We start from the raw sequence: 15,956 nt of genomic DNA, 5'->3' as shown, positions 1-15,956 counted from the left end.
CCATGCCCTCCGCAGCCCTCTTTGATCTTCTCCCGGATTTCGGCACGCGCGCGCAACGCGCCAGCCAGCCGCAGGCCACCGCCGAGCACAAGCCCGAGGCGGCAGCACCGACGGCCGATATCGGCACGCTGATCGCCGAAGCCGTTGCCCAGGCGGAGGCGGCGCTCGGCGAACGGCTTGCCGCGGCCCATGAAGCAGCGCTGCAAGCGGAACGCCAGGCAAATGCCGAGGAAGCAAAGGCCTTTCTCGACAGTTTCGGCGGCGATGTCGGCAAGGCGGTCTCGTCGCGCATCGACGCCATGGAGGCGCGCGTGACGGATCTTGTCGCCGCCACGGTCGCCCGCATCATCGGCGGCGTTGTCAGCGACGATCTGCGGAAGCGCTCGCTCGAAGCGCTCGCCGGCGCGATCCGCGAAGCCGTTGGCGATGGCGAAGCGGTGCGCATCGCCGTTCGCGGGCCGCTCTCGCTGTTCGAAACGCTGAAGGCGTCGCTTGGGTCACGCGCCGCAAACCTCGACTTCATCGAGGCGCCCGGCTTCGACCTGATGGTCACCATCGAAGAGGCCGTGTTCGAGACGCGCATGGCCGAATGGTCGGTAACCCTGTCCGAGGTCCTGTCATGAGCGTCGCCGAAGCCGATCATGGCAGGCACGAGATCATAATCGTGCGGCGCGGCCATGACGACCACGACGAAGGTCATCATGGCGGCGTCTGGAAGATCGCCTTCGCCGACTTCATGACCGCCATGATGTGCTTCTTCCTGGTCATGTGGCTGATCAATGCCGCCAACGAACAGACCAAGACGGCCGTCGCCAGCTATTTCAACCCCGTCAAGCTGGTCGACCGCGAATCGAGCCGCAAGGGCCTTAAGGATCTCGGCAATGGACCGCGCACGGCCGGGCCGACGGCCGAAGACCCGCAGGAAGCGACCACCAAGGCTGGACAGGACGGCACCGGCGCCGCGGGCTCGTCCAATCGCAAACAGGACAAGCAGGAGCCGCAGCAGTCGCAACAGTCCGACGAGCATCTTTTCGCCGACCCCTATGCGGTGCTTTCGGAGATCGCCACGGATACCGGCGTCATGCAGAATGTCAGCCAGAAGGGCGATGGCGGCGCGCAGAATTCCGGCCCGGCGACGGGCGCCTCGGGCGGCGCGTCCTACCGCGATCCTTTCGAACCGGACTTCTGGTCGCAGCAGGTCGCCGCGCCCGGCGCCGAGGCGAGCGCCCAGCGCCCCAGGGTCGAGGGCGATCCGCTCAAGCCCGGCGACAAGGCTGCCGAGACACAGATCGCCAAGGTCAAGGCCGTGCCGCCGGCGCCGCCGATCAAGGATGCACCACTGGAGCCCCTGGCCGGGGATGGCAAGGACGCCGCGGCGACAATGGTCAAGACTGCTGATGCCAAGGCCGGCGGTACCAAGGCCGAGGCTGGAGACAGGAAGGCCGCGGACATGGCCAAGGCGGACACGGCCGCAGCGAAGCAGGAGGCCGCAAAATCCGAGACGGACAAGGCTCCGACCGCCGCCGCGCTGAAGGCCGCCGCCGACGTCAAGCAGCAGCTAGCCGATGCCTTCAAGCCCGGCGATAAGCTGCATGACGGCGTCTCGGTGGAAGCCACCGACAAGGGTGTCGTCATCTCCATCACCGATCAGCTCGACTTCGGCATGTTCGAGGTCGGCTCGGCGGTGCCGAGCCGCGAACTGGTACTGGCGATGGAAAAGATCGGCCGCATCGTCAACGGCCAGAAAGGCACCATCAGCATCAACGGTCACACCGATGCGCGTCCCTTCCGCGGTGCCAGCTACGACAATTGGCGGCTGTCGACGGCGCGCGCGCACTCGGCCTATTACATGCTCGTGCGTGGCGGCGTCGATGAACGCCGCATCACCGAGGTTGCCGGCTTCGCCGATCGCCAGCCCAAGGATGCGGCTGATCCGCTGTCGGCGGCCAACCGCCGCATCGAGATCCTGATGGCAACCGGCGGATGAAACGGGCGGCGCTCACCAGCCGCATGATAGGCCTGTTGCTGCTGGCCACGGCTTGTCCGTCTGCGGGCCTCGCCCAGGACACGCTGCAGCCTTATCAGCTGGTCCGCTCGCTGCAGCTCGTTCAGGACCGCATCGCGGCCGGCGATCATGCCGCGATGCCGATGCAGGCCAAGCTGCTCGAGATGACCGATGCGCGTTTGCGCGCGGCGGACGCCGAGGATTTCAAGGATCCCAAGAATTTTCGGGCGTTGCTGGTCTACGGCATGAGCGGCGGCAATCCGGTGACCGTCGAGGCGGCCGTGTCGCGCGCCGCCTCCGATCCGCGGAACCTTGCCATGGCCAAAGGGGTGATCGACTATCTGAACGGCCGGCCAGGCGAGGCGATCGAAGCCCTGAGGCCGATCGACCCGATGACCCTGCCAGGCGACCTCGGCGCGTTCCTCGCTTTGGTCAAAGGCTCATTGCTTGCCACGGATCAGCCGGCGGCCGCACTCACGCTGCTCGATGAAGCCAAGCTGCTCAGCCCCGGCACTCTGGTCGAGGAAGCGGCCTTGCGGCGCTCGGTCGGCATTGCCGTGACGCAGGGCGACGCGGCGCGGTTCGCGCTTGCCTCCACCCAATATGTCGAGCGCTACCTCTATTCGCCTTACGCCAGCCAGTTCGCCGACTCCTTCGTCTCCGGCGTCATTGCACTGCATATGTCGATCAGCCAGGACAAGCTGGCCGACATCACCTCGATGATGGACCCCGAGCGCGAGAAGGTGATCTATCTGCGTATCGCGCGCCGCGCCGCGATTGACGGCATGAGTGACTTGTCGGCCTTCGCCTCGGCGCGGGCCGAACAGGGTCGCGACGGCAACACCAATCAGGGCGATCCGCGCGCCCTGCTCTATTCCAGCCTGTCCACGGTGACCTCCGATACCATCGAGGACGTGCGCACCAAACTTGGCAAGATCGACCGCAGCAAATTATCGGACGGCGACCGGGCCTTGCTCGACGCGGCCCAGGCCATCGCCGGCGAAGTGGTGGCGCCGCCTGCTTCCCTTCCGGTCGCAAATCCGGCGCCCGCGCCGGTCGTACCATCGCCCGAACCCGAAATTGCGGCCGCATCGACCACGGATGCCGCCGGATTGCCACCCGTCGAGGGTGCCGTGTCCGAGAAGCCGGCCTTGGCGCCCCTGGCCGCTGCGCCCGCTGCGCCCGCTGCGCCGAACACATCCGCGCCGGCAACCGACGCGGCAACCGTCCTGCCGGCATCGGCCCCGGCGGTCGCGGCCAGCGCCGACACGACAGACCCGACCGACGCCGCCATGACGAAAACCCGTCGACAGCTAGACCTGATCGACCAGATGCTTGGAGCCGCCCCGAAATGACCCCCAGCCTCGGCCCGGCCCTGCCCGGATTTACCGCCGCGCGCACGGCCGAGCAGCCGGCCGCGTCCGGAAAGAAGGACGACACCGGGTTCGGAGGGATGGTGCACGGCGGCGCAAGCCCTGCCCATTCGGAGAAGCAGCCACCGGCCGAGCCAGGCTCCCGCGATCCGCGGTGGAGCAAGCTTGCCGCGGAGCTCGCGGCAAAGGCAGGCGAGGACGAGCCTAGGCCCGCCGGCAAGGCAAGGACCACGCCGAGCGGATCGTCTGCCGCGAAATCCATGAAGGACGGCAAGGACGCCGGGACGGACAAGGATGCCGATGCCGACGCGCCGGCCGCCGAATCGGGCGCGACGCCACTCGACGAGCATCTAGCGCTGCTGATGGCGTTTCATGACCTGCGCCATTTCTCGACATCGACCAAAACGGCCGACCAGAGCGCGGCCGGAACGGGACAGGACGCCGCGGTCGTTGGACAGCTTCCGCCGAAGGCCCACCGGCAGAAATCCGCCGCCGGGCGTGACGGTCTCGAACCCATGGCCAAGCCCGAGCGGGTATCGCTGGTCGACGGACCGTTGACGAAACTCGACGGCCGGCTCATTCGTGATACCGCCGGCACGCCGAAACATGACAGTACGATCGCGGCCGGCCCCTTGCCCGAGGCGCCTGCGGAGGTGCCGGGCGTGGAGACGAAGCAGGCGGCGCCGCAGTTGAAATCGATCGCCGATCTCCAGTCCGCGTTGCGGTCCGAGCCGGGAAAACAGCAGTCGGCGGCGGCACGCATCGACGTCGTTTCCGAGCGCAGCTTCCCCGCCCCGCCGCAGGCACCGATAAGCCAGGCAGCCCTCAACGTGATCGGCGCCATTTCAGCCGATGGCGGTCCGAACCAGGCGCTTTCCACGGCCTCCGCGACCGCTCAGCTGACAGGCTCTGTTGCCGTTCCGACACATGTGTTGAAGATCGAACTTCACCCGGCCGAACTGGGCATGGTGACGGCCCATCTTCGGCTCTCCGGAGAACAACTGTCGATTGAATTGAAGCCCGAAACACACGATGCCTATCGCCAGCTTTCCAGTGACAGCGAGGCGATCGTCAAGTCGCTGCGCGGGCTGGGCTTCGAGGTTGACAAGGTCACCATTCTGCAACCTTCGGTAGCAATTCCCTCTACAACCCGCGCGGATGCAACCGCCTCGATGAGCGCTGCACCCGGCCGCGATCCGTCATCCTTCCAGCCCGGAAATTCCGGCGGCGGCAACAGTGGAACCGGCGGCCAGCAGTCAGGTCAGCAATCCGCAAGGGGTAATCATGATGAAGCGCAAGCACATGGCCGCGCCGCTTCGCCTTCTCGCGAGCGCGCTGGCGGCGGTGTTTTTATCTAGCCTCGCGAGCAGCGCAGGCGCCGCCACCAATCCTTGCGAACCCGAGATCCTGCGTGCCGCCGACCGCTATGGCGTGCCTGCCGGCATCCTCTATGCCGTCGGGTTGACGGAAACCGGAAACAAGGGCAGCCTTCAACCCAATGCCTTGAATATAGAGGGAAAAGCAGTCTTCCCGAGAAGCCGGGACGAAGCGCTTGCCGCCTTCGCCAACGCCCAGCGCGAGGGCAAGACGCTGATCGATCTCGGCTGCATGCAGATCAACCATCACTACCATGCCTCGCATTTCCGCAGCGTCGAGGACATGCTCGACCCGCGCCAGAACGTCGACTACGCGGCACGCTTCCTGGCCAGCCTCCATGCCCGCCATGAGACCTGGTCCATGGCCGTCGCCCGCTATCATGCCGGACCCGACAACGACCCGGCGCAGAAGGTCTATGTCTGCAGGGTGATCGCCAACATGGTGGCCACCGGCTTCGGCAAATGGACCACGAACGCACGCGCCTTCTGCAACCCGTAAGCGCATTTTCCACTTCTAATACATCAGTCCCGTGGCTGCGAAGCGATCGATTCGACTTGGCCGAGACTTGGGCCCCAAGCATATCTGGCTGCACGCTAATGCAACCGATACGATTCCGGACTCCCAAGAAACTAGTTACAAGAAATGACGGTTGTTCAGGATTCCCCCCAGCGGATACGCCTTTCCCCACGGGGCAAATGTGCTGATTCGGAGGCGGGCCGATGATCGTTATCGTTGACGAGCGAGAGCTCGTGACAGAGGGCTACAATTCACTTTTCGACCGCGAGGGGATCGCCTGCGCCGGTTTCGCGCCGGGCGAGTTCGGCGAGTGGGTCAACTCGGCCGCCGACACCGATCTGCGATCGGTGCGGGCCTTCCTGATCGGCGACTGTCGCGACGGCGCGATCTCGCCGCGCCAGATCCGCGACCGCACCGGAGCTCCGGTCATTGCGCTCAGCGAGCAGCATTCGCTGGAAAACACGCTGCGGTTGTTCGAGAGCGGCGTCGATGACGTCATCCGCAAGCCGGTGCACATCCGCGAAATCCTGGCCCGCATCACCGCCATCCGCCGCCGCGCCAGCGAGGACGTCGCCTATACCGAGATCGGTGCCATGCGCATCTTCATGGACGGCCGCGATCCCGAGATCGACGGGCAGCCGCTGCCCTTGCCGCGCCGCGAGCGCCGTATCCTGGAATATCTGGCGAGCAACCGTGGCCGCCGCGTCACCAAGACCCAGGTGTTCAATGCCATTTACGGCATCTTCGACGAAGAGGTCGAAGAGAACGTGGTTGAAAGCCACATCAGCAAGTTGCGCAAGAAACTGCGCGAAAAGCTGGGCACCGACCCGATCGATTCCAAGCGCTTCCTCGGCTACCGGCTCGTGTTCTGATGCGGCACCGCGCCAGCCTCGCGCAAGACAGGACGCGTAGCCTCGAAGCCAGTGGCATGGATATTGCGGAGACATCTCGATGAGCCTCTACGGAATGATGCGGACCGGCGTTTCGGGCATGAACGCCCAGGCGAACCGCCTGTCGACGACAGCCGACAACATCGCCAACTCCGATACCACCGGCTACAAGCGGTCCTCGGCCGAATTTTCGACATTGATCATGCCGTCGACCGGTGGCGCCTATAATTCCGGCGGCGTCACCACCACGATCCGCCAGGCGGTCAGCGATCCGGGCGTGCTTCAATACACGACCTCGGTCTCCGACCTTGCCGTCAGCGGCGATGGTTTCTTCGTCGTCCAGGATCCAAGCGGCACGCCTTTCCTGACCCGCGCCGGCGCCTTCGTCCCCGACGCACAGGGCCGGCTGGTCAATGCCGCCGGTTTCCAGCTGATGGCCTACAGCTACGCCAATGGCACGCCGGCGGCCACGGTGAACGGCTTCGAAGGTCTCGAGCCGGTTGTCATCTCCGACCAGGGACTGACGGCGACGCCGAGCACCCAAGGCAATTTCAGCGGCAATCTGCCGGCAGGTGCGACACCGGTCGCTGCCATCAACCTGCCCAGCACGAACTCGGCGGGAGCGCAGTATACTTCGAAGTCGTCGATGGTCGCCTATGACAATCTCGGCAACAAGAAGTTGCTCGACGTCTATTTCACCAACACCGGCGCAGGCACCTGGGAGGTGGCGGTCTTCGACCAGTCGAAGGCGACAGCCGGAACTGGCTTCCCCTACGCTGCCGGCGGCGCCCTGGGCACGGCCAACCTGACCTTCGATACCACCACCGGCAAGCTCACCGGCACCCCGACCGGCATTTCATTCACCGTACCGGGCGGCGCCAGCCTTGCCCTCGACCTGTCGACGCTGACCCAGCTCGGCACCGGCTTCACCGTCACCGACGCCCAGGTGAACGGCAACGCGCCGAGCACCATCGACAAGGTGCAGATCAGCAAGGACGGCACCATCTACGCCCAGTACAAGGATGGCACCTCCAAGCCGCTCTACAAAATTCCGCTGGCCGACGTGCAGAGCCCCGACCAGCTCAAGGCGCTGCCTGGCAATGTCTACGCGCAAGGCACCGACTCCGGTGCGGTCCGTGTCGGCTTTGCCAACGAAGGCAAGGCCGGTTCGATCATCTCGGGCGCGCTCGAAAATTCCAACGTCGATATCGCGGAGGAATTGACCGACATGATCGCGGCCCAGCGCAGCTACACCGCCAATTCCAAAGTCTTCCAGACCGGTTCCGACCTGATGGACGTCCTTGTCAACCTGAAGAGATAAACCGGGCTTCGCCCGTGAAAGACCAGCATGTCGCTTTCCTCCGCACTGAGCATCGCCCAATCGGCGCTTCTGGCCACCTCGCGGCAGACAAGCGTCGTCACGCGCAACGTGGCAGACGCCGACAATCCGAACTATTCGCGCCGCATCGCGCTGGTCACCAGCACGACGCCCGGCGCGCGTTCGGTTGATGTCCAGCGTGCGGCCAACGACCTGCTGTTTCGCCAGAACCTCGGCGCTCTGTCCGCCTATGCCGGCCAGAGCGCGCTCTACAACGGCATGGATCAGCTCGACGTCTCGGTGAATGGCGTCGACAACGCCTCCTCGCCTTCGACAGCGATCGGCAATCTGCAGCAGGCGCTGCAGCTGTACGCCACCTCACCGTCCAACCAGAATCTTGGCTCGAGCGTCATCGACGCGGCCAAACAGGTCGTGCGGTCCCTGAATGAAGGCTCCAAGGCCATTCAGGATTTTCGTACCCAAACCGACGGCCAGATCGATACCGCCGTCAAGGATCTCAACTCGCTGCTCAACCAGTTCCAGGATGCCAACACCGCGGTCATGTCCGGAACCCGTTCAGGCACCGACGTTTCCGATGCGCTCGACCAACGCGACGCATTGTTGAAGAAGATCGCCAATTACATTCCGGTGTCGACCTTCACGCGTGGCGACAACGACATGGTCATCACCACGGGTGACGGCACGACATTGTTCGAGACGATCCCACGCACCGTCAGCTTCGCCCCGTCTTCGGGGTACGCCGCGGGTGCGGCCGGCAACACGGTCTATATCGACAACGTACCGGTCTCGGCGGGCAGCGGCGGCAACACCACCGCCAGCGGCACCATTGCCGGCCTGCTGCAATTGCGCGACGGCGTCGCCTCGACCATGCAGAGCCAGCTCGACGAAACCGCGCGCGGCCTGATCACCGCCTTTGCCGAAACGGCACCGTCGATGCCCAATGCGGCGGGCCTGTTCACCTGGTCGGGCGCACCGGCGGTGCCAGCCGCGGGCACGCTCGTCGACGGCCTTGCTGGAACGATCAAGATCAATGCCGCGACGGATCCCAGCACCGGCGGCAACCCGACATTGCTGCGCGATGGGGGGGCCAATGGCGTCGCCTACGTCGCCAACACCACTGGCGGGGCTTCATACTCCAACCTTCTGGTCGCCTATGGCGACCAGCTCGACAAGCCGATGACGTTCGATCCCTTGGCCGGGATTTCGGCAACCTCCAGCGTTGCCGACTACGCCGCCAATTCGATCGGCTGGTTGCAGGGCGTTCGTCAGCAGGCTTCGTCCGCCGCCGACGCCAAGGAAGCCCTGGCACAGCGCAGTGCCGATGCCTTGTCCAACGCAACCGGCGTCAATGTCGATCAGGAAATGTCGCTGATGCTCGATCTCGAGCACACCTATCAGGCATCCGCCCGGATGATGAAGACCATCGACGACATGATGACGGCGCTGTTGAGCGCGGTGGGATAAGCCATGACCTTTGTCTCCTCTGCTGCCCTTACGAATGCCATGCGCTATCAGCAGATGCGCATGCAGGCCGATCTCGTCAAAGCCACGAAAGAGTCCTCGACCGGCAAGGTCGCCGATGTCGGTCTGGCACTTGGTGGGCGTACCGCCCAGTCCGTCACCTTTTCGCGCGACCTCGACCGGCTCAACGTCGTTGTCGATTCCAACGGACTGGTGGCCGCCCGGCTCTCATCCACCCAGACCTCGCTCGGCCAGCTCTCCAACGTCGCGCAGACTTTCCTGTCCAGCCTGACCACCGCGTCGTCGGGCGACAACTCCGACAGCCTGACCCAATCGACCGGCCAGACAACGATCCAGCAGCTTACGTCGATCCTCAACACCAGCGTCAACGGCGAATATCTGTTCGCTGGCACCAACACCGACGTCAAGCCGATCAACGATTTCACCGCCGCCGGCTCTCCCGCCAAGGCTGCCTTTGACGCCTCCTTCGTCGCCAAGTTCGGCTTCCCGCCCAGTGACCCGGCCGCGGCCAACATCACCGCGGCCCAGATGGACGATTTCATCACCAACGATGTCACGCCGCAGTTCCTCGGCGCGGGCTGGCAGACCAACATGTCGAATGCGACCGACCAGCAGATCGTCAGCCGCATCGCGCTCAACGAAACCACCGAGACCTCGACCGGGGCCAACAGCGACGGCATCAGGAAGCTCGCCATGGCGGCGGCCTTGGTCTCCAGCCTGATGTCCACCAACATCAGCCAGGCGGCGAAGGACACCATCATCGACCACTCGCAGAAATTGGTCGGCGAGGCGCTGAGCGGCATCGCCCAGGTCCAATCCCAGACCGGCATCGTGCAGAAGCGCGTCTCCGATGCCAGCGACCGCATGAAGACGCAGATCGACCTGTTCGAACGCCACATTCTGGATCTAGAGGCAGTCGATCCGGCGGAAGCGGCGACCCGCGTCGCCAATCTGACGCAGCATATCGAGACGTCTTTCGCCCTGACGGCGCGCCTGCAGCAGCTCAGCCTGTTGAATTACCTGACCTGACACCTCCAGCGGAACGGTAGAGCCACCGATGTACCAATTCTCCTACGCCGACGTTCAGAGCACCTCCGTCGCGGACGCCAAGGACCGCGAGCGGGACCTCCTGACCCGCTCGATCGACATGCTGTCGGCCGCCGCCGCGGCAGGCCAGCATTCGATGGAGGCGGTCGAGGCGCTGCATTTCACCAATCGCGTCTGGACCACCTTCGTCGAGGATCTCGGCTCCAGCGACAATGCACTCCCCAAGGAGTTGCGCGCCAACCTGATCTCCATCGGCCTGTGGCTGCTGCGCGAGGCCGAGGACATCCGCCAGGGCCGCACCGACAATTTCGAGGGGCTGATCGAAGTATCCCAGATCATCCGCGACGGCATTCAATGACCAACACGTTGAAGTTATCGCTGAAGCCCAATGAGAAGATTTACATCAACGGCGCGGTCATCCGCGTCGACCGCAAGGTCACCATCGAGCTGATGAACGACGTGCAGTTCCTGCTCGAGAGCCATGTGATCCAAGCAGACGACGCGTCGACGCCATTGCGGCAGCTCTATTTCATCGTGCAGGTCATGCTGATAAACCCCGCTGGCGCCGACGAAGCGCGCGAGATGTTCCGTCGCTCGCTGCCACTGCTCATTGCAAATTTCGAAGATGCCGAGATCGGCAGCGCGCTGAAACAGGTCGACCGCATGGTCGGCGAGGATCACATCTACGAGGCCCTGAAGGCGATCCGCTCGCTTTATCCTCTCGAACGCCGCGCGCTTGGCGGCAATGACGATGTTCCGGGCGCCGCGCGCCCGCTGGCCGTGGGAGCACGATACTGATGACCGTGGACATGACGACGACGGTGCCGGTTGGCGCCAACCAGACCACCACGTCGACCTCGAAGACGGCGGTCGACTATCAGTCCTTCCTGAAGCTTCTGATCGCGGAGATGAAGAACCAGGATCCAACCAAGCCGATGGATTCGACGGCGTATGTCGCCCAGCTCGCCACCTTCTCCCAGGTCGAGCAATCGGTGCAGACCAACACCAAGCTCGACCAGATCATGCAGTCCTCGGCGCTGTCGCAGGCCGACGCTCTCATAGGCCGCAACATCACCTCGGCCGATGGCAAGACAACGGGCACGGTGGCGTCGGTTACGCTTGGCAGCAACGGACTGATCGCGGTGTTGCAGGATGGCACCACGGTCCCTGTCGGCGCGGGCGTGTCGATCAAGCCGGCGAGCTAGGCCAACCGCCGACATGAATGAGGCCGACGCACTCGACATCGTCCAGTATGCGGTGTGGACGGTGCTGACCGCATCCGCTCCGGTGGTCCTGGTCGCCATGGCGGTCGGCATTGGCATTGCCTTGATCCAGGCGTTGACGCAGGTCCAGGAAATCACCTTGACCTTCGTTCCCAAGATCGTCGCCATCATGCTGGTGGTGGCGCTTACGGGTCCCTTCATCGGCGGCCAGATATCGGCCTTCACCAATGTCATCTTCGAGCGCATCCAGAACGGTTTCTGAGCGATTTCCAGCAAGGGTGCTCGACGCTTCCGCCCAGATTTGCGCCGGGATGAAACGCAGCTAGCAGGCGTCCGGGTTGCGGCTAGTGCATTTCGCCCGGAAGTGGTTCCCGGTTCCGGAACAACGACCTGTATAGAATCAGAAGCTTACAGCAAGGTCGGGCGAATCCGGTTCGCCGCGACATGCTGTGGAGTGCCATTCAGGGCTCGACGGTTTGCGGTGGCGGCGCCAGCGTGTGGCCCTTCGCTATCCCCTTGTTGGACCATGATCTTCCCTGCAAGGCATTCGCCCTTTGCGCCGCGATGCCATAGTTTCGGCAAATCATGCGGGGAAACGGATTCCCGCAAGGATCAGCGCGCCGTGGCAGGAACCCATCCATGATTGACGAGAAGCCGGATAGCGAAAGCGTCTCGGCGCTGGCGCCGTTCCGGCATGGCATCTTCCGGGCCGTATGGGGCGCGAGCCTCGTCTCCAATTTCGGCGGCTTGATCCAGGGCGTCGGCGCCGCCTGGATGATGACCACCATCGCCACCTCGCCCTATCAGGTCGCCCTGGTCCAGGCCTCGACCACCTTGCCGATCATGCTGTTCGCGCTTGTCGCCGGCGCCATCGCCGATAGCTTCGACCGCCGCAAGGTGATGCTGGTCGCCCAGACCTTCATGCTGGTCGTTTCGGTGCTTTTGACCGCGTTCACCTATTTGGACCTGATCACGCCGTGGACGCTGCTGGCCTTTACCTTCCTGATCGACAGCGGCACGGCACTCAACAGCCCGTCATGGCAGGCCTCCGTCGGCGACATCGTTCCTCGCAACAAGGTGCCTGCCGCCGTGGCGCTGAATTCCATGGGCTTCAACCTGACACGCAGCGTCGGCCCGGCAATCGGTGGCATCATCGTCGCGGCCGCCGGCGCGGCCGCGGCCTTCGCGGCGAACGCGGTGAGCTATGTCGGGCTTATCGTCGTGCTGGCACGCTGGAAGCCGGATCTACCGGCCTCGACCTTGCCGCGCGAGTCATTGGGGGCCGCCATGGGCGCCGGCCTGCGCTACGTCGCCATGTCGCCCAATATCGGCAAGGTGCTGGTCAGGGGCGCCGCCTTTGGCTTCAGCGCCGGCGCGGTGCTGGCGCTGCTGCCGCTGGTGGCGCGCGATGTGGTCAAGGGCGGTGCGCTGACCTACGGCATCATGCTGGGCGCCTTCGGCATCGGCGCCGTCGGCGGGGCGCTGATCAGCGTGCGGCTGCGGCAGCTGCTCTCCAGCGAGACGATGGTGCGCTGTGCCTTCGCCGGCTTTGCGGCCTGCGCCTTCAACGCCGCCGTCAGCCAGCATGCCTGGCAGACCTCGCTCGGCCTGCTGGTCGGCGGTGCCTGCTGGGTGATCGCGCTCTCGCATTTCAACGTCACCGTGCAGATGGCGACACCGCGCTGGGTGGTCGGCCGGGTTCTGTCGGTCTACCAGACCGCAACCTTCGGCGGCATAGCACTGGGCAGCTGGATCTGGGGTGTCGTCGCCGACGCGCATGGCGCCGAGACGGCGCTGATCGCCGCGGCCATCGCCATGCTGGCCGGCGGCGCCATCGGCCTCGTGCTGCCGCTGCCGCAACAGCAGGTGCTCAACCTCGACCCGCTCAACCGCTTCAAGGAGCCCCACCTGGCACTCGACCTGAAGCCGCGCAGCGGTCCGATCGCCATTATGATCGAATACATCATCCGGCACGAGGACGAGGCGGAATTCCTCGCCACCATGGCCGAGCGCGGCCGCATCCGCCGCCGCGACGGCGCCCGCAACTGGACACTGGCGCGCGATCTCGAAAATCCGGAGATCTGGATCGAGCACTACCACACGCCGACCTGGCTCGAATATGTCAGGCATAACGGTCGCATCACCCAAGCCGACGCCATGGTCGGCGAACGCTTGCGGGCGCTGCACTCGGGCAACGAGCCGCCGCGCGTGCGCCGCGTCATCGAGCGTCCGACGACCGCCGGCACCGCGTTGGTTATGGCCAAGGGGCCGATCGAGCACTGACGAATTCAAAGGTTCGCGGCGCCTACCCCTCTCCCGACAGGTCCCGGCGGGCCTTTTCGAGTTCCTCGGCATAGCGCCGCATCAAATGGCCCTCGGTCAGCAGCCCGAGCACGATGTGGTCGGCGAAGTCCTCGACCACGGCCAGTTCCTCGGCGCCGGCGCGCTGGAAGGTCTCGGCGGCGGCCTGCACGTTCATGCTGGGCACCAGGACAGCATCCTTGTACTGGGCAAGGTCGCGCACCGGCACCTCGCCCCCGGAGGGATCGCTGTGCAGTTCGGCCACGATCAGCACGCCGACATACTCATCCCCCGGGTCGACGGCGATCACGCGCTGGGCCGAGCCCAGCGGGAATTCCTTGCGGAAGGCGGCCAGCGTCGTCGACGCATCGACGGTCTTGATGTCCTCGCGCATCATCGAGCCGACGGTCAGGCTGCGCATCCAGCCGACATCGTGGGCGCTGCGGATCGTCTCGCCGCGCAGGTGGAAGCGCCAGGTCGAGAACGAATAACCGAAGGTCTCGCGCACCAGGATCGCCGCCATGATCGAGGCGGCCAGCACCACGCCGGTGAGCGTCAGGTCGCGGGTCGATTCCAGCGCCAGGAAGGTCATGGTCAGAGGCCCGCCGACGACGCCGACGGCAAGCGACGTCATGCCGACAACGGCGGCGACGGCGGGGTCGATCCCGGTCGCCGGCGACACGAGCGCCATGACACCGGCGAACGACTTGCCGAGCAGCGCACCAAGGAACAGCGAGGCGAAGAACAATCCGCCGCGAAAGCCCGAACCCAGTGAGATCGCCGACGCCGCCAGCTTCAGCACGAAGACGCTGGCCACCACCGCCAGCCCGTAATTCATGGCGAACTCGCGATGCAGCGCGCCGTGGCCGCTGGACAGGACCTGCGGCGTGATCAGGCCGAGGAGGCCGACCAGCACACCACCGATGACGGGGCGCAGCGAGGCATCGACCGACAGCCTGTTGAACCCGCGCTCGATCAACGTCACCAGTTGCATGATGGCGATCGAGGCAGCACCGCCAAGCAGGCCGAGCAACAGGAAAGGCACATATTGGCTGGCGGTGAGTTGCGGCAACCCTGAAAGCTCGAGCGGAAAGGGCACGCCGCCGAACAATTCCGCCGTCAGCGACGCCGAGATCGCAGCCGTCATGACAGGGGCGACATTGGCGACCGAGTAGATGCCGATGACCAGTTCGAAACCGTAGAAGGCGCCCGTCAGCGGGGCGTCGAAGGCGGCCGATATGGCGCCGGCGGCACCACAGCCAACCAGAATGCGGACGTCATTGCGGCGCAACCGGAAAGCGCGCGCCAGCCGTGAGGCGACGCCTGAGCCGACCTGTGTATAGCCCGCCTCCAGACCGACCGAAGCGCCGAAGCCGCTGGAAATCATCGTCTGCACGACGATGATGAAGGTGTCGGTCAGAGACATGCGCCCGCCATAGAGCGCGTTGGCCTCGATCGGATCGACCGGCGTGCGGAATTTCCGGAGCCTCAGCCAGACCACCGATATCCCGAGCAGGATACCGCCGATCGCCGGGATCAGCGCCTGTATCGGATTGGCGAGCGAGAACATGCCAGACAGGCGCCCGCCGGGCTGGACGCCGAACAGCAGCCCGTGCAGGTCCTGTACGATCTGGCTCATCGCGGTGACCAGTATGCCAGCCATGACGCCGACAACACCCGCCAGCATGACCACGGCGATGCCGCGTGCCTCCAGCAGAGGGACTGACCTCAAAAGAACCGCGCGCAGCCGGCGGGCGTAGACTTGGGGTTGGTTTCTGGAAAGCACCGGGGCGGCTCGCCGATATCAAGGCAAAGGAAGACCCGCCTGATACGCCGGGCGGCACGTCGTGACAACCACAATGCCGACATCAAAGGCGCCATTATGGCCGCGAAACCGCCCGATCCGGCCTTTCCCGCTTTGGGCCGACGGGGCCGCCCGCCAGTTGCGAACTAACCGTGCCCTTTCAGCACAATGCGTACACCGAGCCGGAGCGCGGCAAGGATCCGGGCGCCGGACCGCTCAGGTCGGCATGGCTTCGCCGGCCTCGTAGAGCACGAGATTGCGCTCGCCGATGCCGAGCCCCGGCCAGCTCGCGCGCCAGTCGGCAAGATGCGGCGAGCGGAAATGCGCATCCAGTGCCGGTCTGGCGCGCCACACCTCGGTGATCCGGATCAAGCCGGGATCAAGCACATCCTGCGCATAGGAATATTCAAGGCAGCCGTCCTCGGCGCGGCTGGCGCGAACCATGCGATCCATCACCGGCCTTGCCTCGTCAAGCCTGTCGGGCGGCAGGCGGATCGTTCCGATGATCAGCAGCATGAAGTGTCCTTCGCGAGAGAGTCGATCCCGTCACTCTCCCACCCTCGCGCAAGCTTGGCCAGCTACCCTCGCCGGGCTGTCGC

Annotated in this window: 16 protein-coding genes; 14 read left to right on the top strand and 2 right to left on the bottom strand. The window is 65.0% G+C overall.

The features are described from left to right. Positions 1-2 precede the first annotated feature (2 nt). The 14 genes from LB557_RS20825 (at position 3) to LB557_RS20760 (ending at position 13,535) form a co-directional block, all read left to right on the top strand. A complete protein-coding gene (locus LB557_RS20825; protein ID WP_140661814.1) occupies positions 3-623 on the top strand; it encodes a hypothetical protein in 621 nt (206 codons plus the stop codon). Then, positions 620-1,987 (top strand): MotB family protein, encoded by a 1,368-nt coding sequence (locus LB557_RS20820; protein WP_140661813.1) that lies wholly within the window; start codon positions 620-622, stop codon positions 1,985-1,987. The genes LB557_RS20825 and LB557_RS20820 overlap by 4 nt, the downstream gene beginning before the upstream one ends. Then, positions 1,984-3,360: a chemotaxis protein MotC gene (locus tag LB557_RS20815; protein WP_140661812.1), complete on the top strand. Its 1,377-nt coding sequence runs from the start codon at positions 1,984-1,986 to the stop codon at positions 3,358-3,360. Before LB557_RS20820 ends, LB557_RS20815 begins: the two co-directional genes overlap by 4 nt. Beyond that, complete coding sequence (locus LB557_RS20810) at positions 3,357-4,736, top strand: flagellar hook-length control protein FliK (RefSeq protein ID WP_140661811.1); 1,380 nt, start codon at positions 3,357-3,359, stop codon at positions 4,734-4,736. The genes LB557_RS20815 and LB557_RS20810 overlap by 4 nt, the downstream gene beginning before the upstream one ends. Further along, complete coding sequence (locus LB557_RS20805) at positions 4,666-5,253, top strand: transglycosylase SLT domain-containing protein (RefSeq protein WP_181171169.1); 588 nt, start codon at positions 4,666-4,668, stop codon at positions 5,251-5,253. Before LB557_RS20810 ends, LB557_RS20805 begins: the two co-directional genes overlap by 71 nt. Positions 5,254-5,474: 221 nt before the next feature. Continuing rightward, positions 5,475-6,143 (top strand): response regulator transcription factor, encoded by a 669-nt coding sequence (locus tag LB557_RS20800; RefSeq protein ID WP_015315897.1) that lies wholly within the window; start codon positions 5,475-5,477, stop codon positions 6,141-6,143. Between the two features lie 79 nt (positions 6,144-6,222). Next, positions 6,223-7,482, top strand: coding sequence for a flagellar hook protein FlgE (locus tag LB557_RS20795; protein WP_224530260.1), 1,260 nt, complete (start codon positions 6,223-6,225; stop codon positions 7,480-7,482). A 27-nt stretch (positions 7,483-7,509) separates the two neighbouring features. After that, complete coding sequence (gene flgK, locus LB557_RS20790; protein ID WP_224641075.1) at positions 7,510-8,964, top strand: flagellar hook-associated protein FlgK; 1,455 nt, start codon at positions 7,510-7,512, stop codon at positions 8,962-8,964. Positions 8,965-8,967: 3 nt separating this feature from the next. Beyond that, the gene (locus LB557_RS20785) at positions 8,968-10,011 is read left to right on the top strand and encodes a flagellar hook-associated family protein (protein ID WP_140789078.1); all 1,044 of its coding nucleotides are present in this window, start codon (positions 8,968-8,970) and stop codon (positions 10,009-10,011) included. Positions 10,012-10,039: 28 nt separating this feature from the next. Next, a complete protein-coding gene (flaF, locus tag LB557_RS20780) occupies positions 10,040-10,387 on the top strand; it encodes a flagellar biosynthesis regulator FlaF (protein WP_015315893.1) in 348 nt (115 codons plus the stop codon). Next, positions 10,384-10,827: a flagellar biosynthesis repressor FlbT gene (gene flbT, locus LB557_RS20775; protein ID WP_224530271.1), complete on the top strand. Its 444-nt coding sequence runs from the start codon at positions 10,384-10,386 to the stop codon at positions 10,825-10,827. Before flaF ends, flbT begins: the two co-directional genes overlap by 4 nt. Next, entirely contained in the window at positions 10,827-11,234 is a 408-nt protein-coding gene (gene flgD, locus LB557_RS20770) for a flagellar hook assembly protein FlgD (RefSeq protein WP_140661809.1), read from the top strand. The genes flbT and flgD overlap by 1 nt, the downstream gene beginning before the upstream one ends. Positions 11,235-11,247: 13 nt before the next feature. Beyond that, positions 11,248-11,514 carry a flagellar biosynthesis protein FliQ gene (fliQ, locus tag LB557_RS20765; protein ID WP_013893193.1) on the top strand — a complete coding sequence of 89 codons (267 nt, stop codon included), beginning with the start codon at positions 11,248-11,250 and terminating at the stop codon, positions 11,512-11,514. A gap of 377 nt (positions 11,515-11,891) precedes the next feature. After that, complete coding sequence (locus tag LB557_RS20760) at positions 11,892-13,535, top strand: MFS transporter (protein ID WP_224530272.1); 1,644 nt, start codon at positions 11,892-11,894, stop codon at positions 13,533-13,535. A 22-nt stretch (positions 13,536-13,557) separates the two neighbouring features. Here the strand turns inward: LB557_RS20760 and LB557_RS20755 are convergent, their stop codons facing one another. Then, positions 13,558-15,339, bottom strand: coding sequence for a chloride channel protein (locus tag LB557_RS20755; protein ID WP_224641076.1), 1,782 nt, complete (start codon positions 15,337-15,339; stop codon positions 13,558-13,560). Positions 15,340-15,573: 234 nt separating this feature from the next. Next, entirely contained in the window at positions 15,574-15,873 is a 300-nt protein-coding gene (locus LB557_RS20750; RefSeq protein WP_224641077.1) for a putative quinol monooxygenase, read from the bottom strand. Positions 15,874-15,956 lie beyond the last annotated feature (83 nt).

Source organism: Mesorhizobium sp. BR115XR7A (genome assembly GCF_020165315.1).
Lineage (GTDB): Bacteria > Pseudomonadota > Alphaproteobacteria > Rhizobiales > Rhizobiaceae > Mesorhizobium > Mesorhizobium australicum.
The sequence above is the reverse complement of the archived record's forward strand: the minus strand, read 5'-3'. Positions and strand labels throughout refer to the sequence as shown.

What these genes read in the sequence shown, in the direction of transcription:
- LB557_RS20800 (WP_015315897.1), top strand. Translation starts at nt 5,475, where the DNA reads ATGATCGTTATCGTTGACGAGCGAGAGCTCGTGACAGAGGGCTACAAT.
- LB557_RS20805 (WP_181171169.1), top strand. Translation starts at nt 4,666, where the DNA reads ATGAAGCGCAAGCACATGGCCGCGCCGCTTCGCCTTCTCGCGAGCGCG.
- flbT (WP_224530271.1), top strand. Translation starts at nt 10,384, where the DNA reads ATGACCAACACGTTGAAGTTATCGCTGAAGCCCAATGAGAAGATTTAC.
- LB557_RS20750 (WP_224641077.1), bottom strand. Translation starts at nt 15,873, where the DNA reads ATGCTGCTGATCATCGGAACGATCCGCCTGCCGCCCGACAGGCTTGAC.
- LB557_RS20760 (WP_224530272.1), top strand. Translation starts at nt 11,892, where the DNA reads ATGATTGACGAGAAGCCGGATAGCGAAAGCGTCTCGGCGCTGGCGCCG.
- flgD (WP_140661809.1), top strand. Translation starts at nt 10,827, where the DNA reads ATGACCGTGGACATGACGACGACGGTGCCGGTTGGCGCCAACCAGACC.
- flaF (WP_015315893.1), top strand. Translation starts at nt 10,040, where the DNA reads ATGTACCAATTCTCCTACGCCGACGTTCAGAGCACCTCCGTCGCGGAC.
- flgK (WP_224641075.1), top strand. Translation starts at nt 7,510, where the DNA reads ATGTCGCTTTCCTCCGCACTGAGCATCGCCCAATCGGCGCTTCTGGCC.
- LB557_RS20785 (WP_140789078.1), top strand. Translation starts at nt 8,968, where the DNA reads ATGACCTTTGTCTCCTCTGCTGCCCTTACGAATGCCATGCGCTATCAG.
- LB557_RS20825 (WP_140661814.1), top strand. Translation starts at nt 3, where the DNA reads ATGCCCTCCGCAGCCCTCTTTGATCTTCTCCCGGATTTCGGCACGCGC.
- LB557_RS20810 (WP_140661811.1), top strand. Translation starts at nt 3,357, where the DNA reads ATGACCCCCAGCCTCGGCCCGGCCCTGCCCGGATTTACCGCCGCGCGC.
- LB557_RS20820 (WP_140661813.1), top strand. Translation starts at nt 620, where the DNA reads ATGAGCGTCGCCGAAGCCGATCATGGCAGGCACGAGATCATAATCGTG.
- LB557_RS20795 (WP_224530260.1), top strand. Translation starts at nt 6,223, where the DNA reads ATGAGCCTCTACGGAATGATGCGGACCGGCGTTTCGGGCATGAACGCC.
- LB557_RS20815 (WP_140661812.1), top strand. Translation starts at nt 1,984, where the DNA reads ATGAAACGGGCGGCGCTCACCAGCCGCATGATAGGCCTGTTGCTGCTG.
- fliQ (WP_013893193.1), top strand. Translation starts at nt 11,248, where the DNA reads ATGAATGAGGCCGACGCACTCGACATCGTCCAGTATGCGGTGTGGACG.